This is a genomic window from Streptococcus sanguinis (assembly GCF_019929225.1).
Lineage (GTDB): Bacteria > Bacillota > Bacilli > Lactobacillales > Streptococcaceae > Streptococcus > Streptococcus sanguinis_J.
Genome location: NZ_JAHZPA010000013.1, coordinates 1 through 4,368, shown reverse-complemented (window position 1 = coordinate 4,368; position 4,368 = coordinate 1). Strand labels below are relative to the sequence as shown.

Here is a 4,368-nt window from a genome sequence, read left to right as displayed (position 1 = left end):
TGTGGAAATAAAACACGATTAAAGATAAGGGAAGATACTGAATTAAAAAAATTCCCCCTCTATTGTCCGAAATGCAGACAAGAAAATTTAATTGAAATAAAGCAGTTCAAAGTAACTGTGATTACAGAGCCAGACGCAAAGACGCAGAGCCGATAAAATGAGATTAATACAATCTCATTTTATCGGCTCTTTCCGTTATGTATGGATTCTTTTAATTAGTCTTCGATGTTTCTTGCTTCGTTGATACCGCTGGCTAAAGATTCCATTAAGGATAGTTCTTTGTCTGTAAAGCTATCCATGTATTTCTCTATCTGTAATCGTCGGGTGCTTTTTACCAAGTTATTAGCAGGTAAGAAAAATTCATCAACGGAAACATGAAGTAACGATACAAGGTCATAAAGAACTTGTATGCTGGGGTGTTGCCCTTTATTTTCAATATTAGTTAAGTACCGTGGGTCAATTTCAATCAATGCTCCCACTTGTTCACGAGTTAAACCTCGTTTCAATCGAGCTTCTTTAATGGCTAAACCAAAGGCTCTAAAATCATATTTATCTTCTTTTTTACGCATAGTAGACCACCTCTATACATTTTATTGTTCCTACTGAATTAAAAACAGGTATAGAAAAACGTGTTATATGGTTTATAGGTTTATATTTAATAAAAAGCACTACTAAACGCCAATAAAAAAAACCGTTATATGGTAGTGCTATTTACGCTGTTAAAATATTGTATATTACTTCCAAATGGCGGTTTGTTGGAGGTCAACGTCGCCATGAAGTACATCATATACAATAAATTTCCTTACATTGGGTTCTTGTCAAAAAAAGTCGTCTATCTGCAATAGATAAGTACGTCCACCAATGTGGTTTTATAAATCATATAGATAGAATAACAGAAGCATGTAAACAGAGAAATAAATCTGTTTATATGCTTTTTTGGCTATTCAGAACTTTTTTACAAAGTTTATTTATCAGTAATGCAACAAATCCCCCTTTCACATTGGGACTAAGAGTGAAAGGAGATAAACGAGCAAGGCTCACTTCCTTTCCTAGACAGAAAGGGGGTGAGAAACATGAAACCATCTTCTTTTCAGACCACAATAGAAAATCAGTTTGACTATATCTGTAAACGTGCTATGGAAGACGAGCGAAAGAATTATATGCTTTATCTTTCAAGGATTGCAAAGCGTGAGGTGTCCTTTTCGGATGTTGGCGATTATCTTGTTAGCCAGTTTGCGACAACAGATAACTATTCAACTGACTTTCAGATTTTTACACTCAATGGGTTATCAGTAGGCGTTGAAAATGATTTGTTGAGTGAAGCATTACGTGAGTTGCCAGACAAGAAACGTGAAATTCTACTGCTGTTTTACTTTATGGACATGAGCGATTCAGAAATTGCAGACCTGTTGAAATTGAACCGTTCTACTGTCTATCGGCATAGAACCAGTGGACTAGCCTTAATTAAAAAGTTTATGGAGGAATTTGAAGAATGAAAACACAATATCCTATGATTCCCTTTCCTCTCATTGTAAAGGCAACAGATGGCGATACCGAAGCGATTAACCAGATTCTACATCATTACAGAGGGTACATAACGAAGCGTTCCCTACGACTTATGAAAGATGAATATGGCAATCAAAGTATGGTCGTTGATGAAGTCTTACGTGGAAGAATGGAAACCAGACTGATTACAAAGATTTTGTCATTTGAAATTAAGTAATATCCTCTCTCCTTTCGTGGAAGCGTGCTAAACCATTCCACGCTTCCCGAACAGGGAGGTTTGTTATTCCACCAAAGCATATTGAGCTTTCAATGTGTTTTGATAGGCTAACGAGCCATTGTTCTTTGAAAACTGAATAAAAGTAATCGAATACGTTTCGATAAGAAAAGAGCCAACGGAACTAACCGCCATGACCTATCTTATAAAGATAGCGAGCGATTCATGTTAGTGATCCGAGAAGCAATCTTTAGCAGGATTGCCTGCAACGACATTCTTATCGTGATAATGATACTCCCATACAGTCAATAGTCCGAGCGTGATAAAACCGTCGCAGGCAATGAGTATGGCTACATGAGAACCATGCAGGGGTGGAACTCCCGTGAGCTTTGCTAAAGCTGTTCGATTGCTGGTAAAACAACTTTTATGAAATCCAAATAAGTGATTTGGAAAGGAGGATTTTATGAAGCAGACTGACATTCCTATTTGGGAACGTTATACCCTAACCATTGAAGAAGCGTCAAAATATTTTCGTATTGGCGAAAACAAGCTACGACGCTTGGCAGAGGAAAATAAAAATGCAAATTGGCTGATTATGAATGGCAATCGTATTCAGATTAAACGAAAACAATTTGAAAAAATTATAGATACATTGGACGCAATCTAGCGTCGCCAAAGGGTCTTGTATATGATAAAATAGTATTAAGTCGTATCAAGGCTCTTTCCATAAAGGAAAGGAGCAAATGCCATGTCAGAAAAAAGACGTGACAATAAAGGTCGAATCTTAAAGACTGGAGAGAGCCAACGAAAAGACGGAAGATACTTATACAAATATATAGATTCATTTGGAGAACCGCAATTTGTTTACTCGTGGAAACTTGTGGCTACAGACCGAGTACCAGCAGGAAAGCGTGATTGTATCTCACTTAGAGAGAAAATCGCAGAGTTACAGAAAGACATTCATGATGGTATTGATGTTGTAGGAAAGAAAATGACACTCTGCCAGCTTTACGCAAAACAGAACGCTCAAAGACCAAAGGTTAGAAAAAACACTGAAACTGGACGCAAATATCTTATGGATATTTTGAAGAAAGACAAGTTAGGTGTAAGAAGTATTGACAGTATTAAGCCATCAGACGCTAAAGAATGGGCTATTAGAATGAGTGAAAATGGTTATGCTTATCAAACCATCAATAACTACAAACGTTCTTTAAAGGCTTCATTCTATATTGCTATACAAGATGATTGTGTTCGGAAGAATCCATTTGACTTTCAACTGAAAGCAGTTCTTGATGATGATACTGTCCCTAAGACCGTACTAACAGAAGAACAGGAAGAAAAACTGTTAGCCTTTGCAAAAGCTGATAAAACCTACAGCAAAAATTATGATGAAATTCTGATACTCTTAAAAACAGGTCTTCGTATTTCAGAGTTTGGTGGTTTGACACTTCCAGATTTAGATTTTGAGAATCGTCTTGTCAATATAGACCATCAGCTATTGAGAGATACTGAAATTGGGTACTACATTGAAACACCAAAGACCAAAAGTGGCGAACGTCAAGTTCCTATGGTTGAAGAAGCCTATCAAGCATTTAAGCGAGTGTTAGCGAATCGAAAGAATGATAAGCGTGTTGAGATTGATGGATATAGTGATTTCCTCTTTCTTAATAGAAAGAACTATCCAAAAGTGGCAAGTGATTACAACGGCATGATGAAAGGTCTTGTTAAGAAATACAATAAGTATAACGAGGATAAATTGCCACACATCACTCCACATAGTTTGCGACATACATTCTGTACCAACTATGCAAATGCAGGAATGAATCCAAAGGCATTACAGTACATTATGGGACATGCTAATATAGCCATGACGCTGAACTATTACGCACATGCAACATTCGATTCTGCAATGGCAGAAATGAAACGCTTGAATAAAGAGAAGCAACAGGAGCGTCTTGTTGCTTAGTAGTACAAATGAATTTACTACTTATTTACCACTTCTGACAGCTAAGACATGAGGAAATATGCAAAGAAACGTGAAGTATCTTCCTACAGTAAAAATACTCGAAAGCACATAGAATAAGGCTTTACGAGCATTTAAGAAAATATAAAAAGATAATTAGAAATTTATACTTTGTTTTGTTTAAAAAAAACAGGTAGAACATAAGTTCTACCTGTTTCAGATTGAAGACAAAGTCCTTAGAACACAAGTTTCTAAGGACTTTTCTTTTTGTAAAGTTGTATCATAGAGGTAAGAAAAGTTGTGAGGTACTCCCTATGTTTCACAAAGAAAAACCTGATTATCATCGCTGTCAATATGGCTTCTATACGATAGACGAATTGGTCCCAAAGGATCACTTTCTTCGCCAAGTGGAATCAGAGGTTGATTTTGACTTTATCTATGACTTAGTTGAAGATACCTATAGTCCAGATAATGGTCGTCCTAGTCTCGATCCCGTCATGTTAGTCAAAATTCCTTTAATTCAATGTTTTTATGGCATTCGCTCCATGCGCCAAACCATTAAAGACATTGAAGTAAATGTAGCCTATCGTTGGTTTCTTGGACTAAGCTTGGATGACAAGGTGCCTCATTTTACCACATATGGAAAGAATTACAGTCGTCGCTTTCAAGATAAAGCACTGATAAC

7 protein-coding genes are annotated in these 4,368 nt (G+C 36.6%); 6 read left to right on the top strand and 1 reads right to left on the bottom strand.

The features are described 5' to 3' along the window. Window positions 1–156: cysteine-rich KTR domain-containing protein (locus tag K1I80_RS11855; RefSeq protein WP_115893081.1), on the top strand; the 156-nt coding region annotated here is incomplete at its 5' end. Between the two features lie 59 nt (window positions 157–215). On the opposite strand, the gene K1I80_RS11850 is transcribed toward K1I80_RS11855, so the two are convergent. Beyond that, a complete protein-coding gene (locus K1I80_RS11850; RefSeq protein ID WP_001227347.1) occupies window positions 216–569 on the bottom strand; it encodes a helix-turn-helix transcriptional regulator in 354 nt (117 codons plus the stop codon). A 504-nt stretch (window positions 570–1,073) separates the two neighbouring features. Between K1I80_RS11850 and K1I80_RS11845 the strand changes: the two genes are divergently transcribed. The 5 genes from K1I80_RS11845 to K1I80_RS11820 form a co-directional block, all read left to right on the top strand. Next, window positions 1,074–1,496 carry a sigma-70 family RNA polymerase sigma factor gene (locus tag K1I80_RS11845; RefSeq protein WP_000804885.1) on the top strand — a complete coding sequence of 141 codons (423 nt, stop codon included), beginning with the start codon at window positions 1,074–1,076 and terminating at the stop codon, window positions 1,494–1,496. Further along, a complete protein-coding gene (locus K1I80_RS11840) occupies window positions 1,493–1,723 on the top strand; it encodes a helix-turn-helix domain-containing protein (RefSeq protein WP_000857133.1) in 231 nt (76 codons plus the stop codon). The genes K1I80_RS11845 and K1I80_RS11840 overlap by 4 nt, the downstream gene beginning before the upstream one ends. A 460-nt stretch (window positions 1,724–2,183) precedes the next feature. After that, window positions 2,184–2,387 carry an excisionase gene (locus tag K1I80_RS11830; protein ID WP_000814511.1) on the top strand — a complete coding sequence of 68 codons (204 nt, stop codon included), beginning with the start codon at window positions 2,184–2,186 and terminating at the stop codon, window positions 2,385–2,387. An 81-nt stretch (window positions 2,388–2,468) separates the two neighbouring features. Next, the gene (locus K1I80_RS11825) at window positions 2,469–3,686 is read left to right on the top strand and encodes a tyrosine-type recombinase/integrase (RefSeq protein ID WP_001291561.1); all 1,218 of its coding nucleotides are present in this window, start codon (window positions 2,469–2,471) and stop codon (window positions 3,684–3,686) included. 311 nt (window positions 3,687–3,997) lie between these two features. Continuing rightward, a partial coding sequence (locus tag K1I80_RS11820) for a transposase (RefSeq protein WP_223314005.1) occupies window positions 3,998–4,368 on the top strand: 371 nt, incomplete at its 3' end.

Bases quoted from the DNA above. Each gene is read 5' to 3' on its own strand.
- K1I80_RS11845 (WP_000804885.1), top strand. From the start codon at position 1,074: ATGAAACCATCTTCTTTTCAGACCACAATAGAAAATCAGTTTGACTAT.
- K1I80_RS11840 (WP_000857133.1), top strand. From the start codon at position 1,493: ATGAAAACACAATATCCTATGATTCCCTTTCCTCTCATTGTAAAGGCA.
- K1I80_RS11825 (WP_001291561.1), top strand. From the start codon at position 2,469: ATGTCAGAAAAAAGACGTGACAATAAAGGTCGAATCTTAAAGACTGGA.
- K1I80_RS11850 (WP_001227347.1), bottom strand. From the start codon at position 569: ATGCGTAAAAAAGAAGATAAATATGATTTTAGAGCCTTTGGTTTAGCC.
- K1I80_RS11830 (WP_000814511.1), top strand. From the start codon at position 2,184: ATGAAGCAGACTGACATTCCTATTTGGGAACGTTATACCCTAACCATT.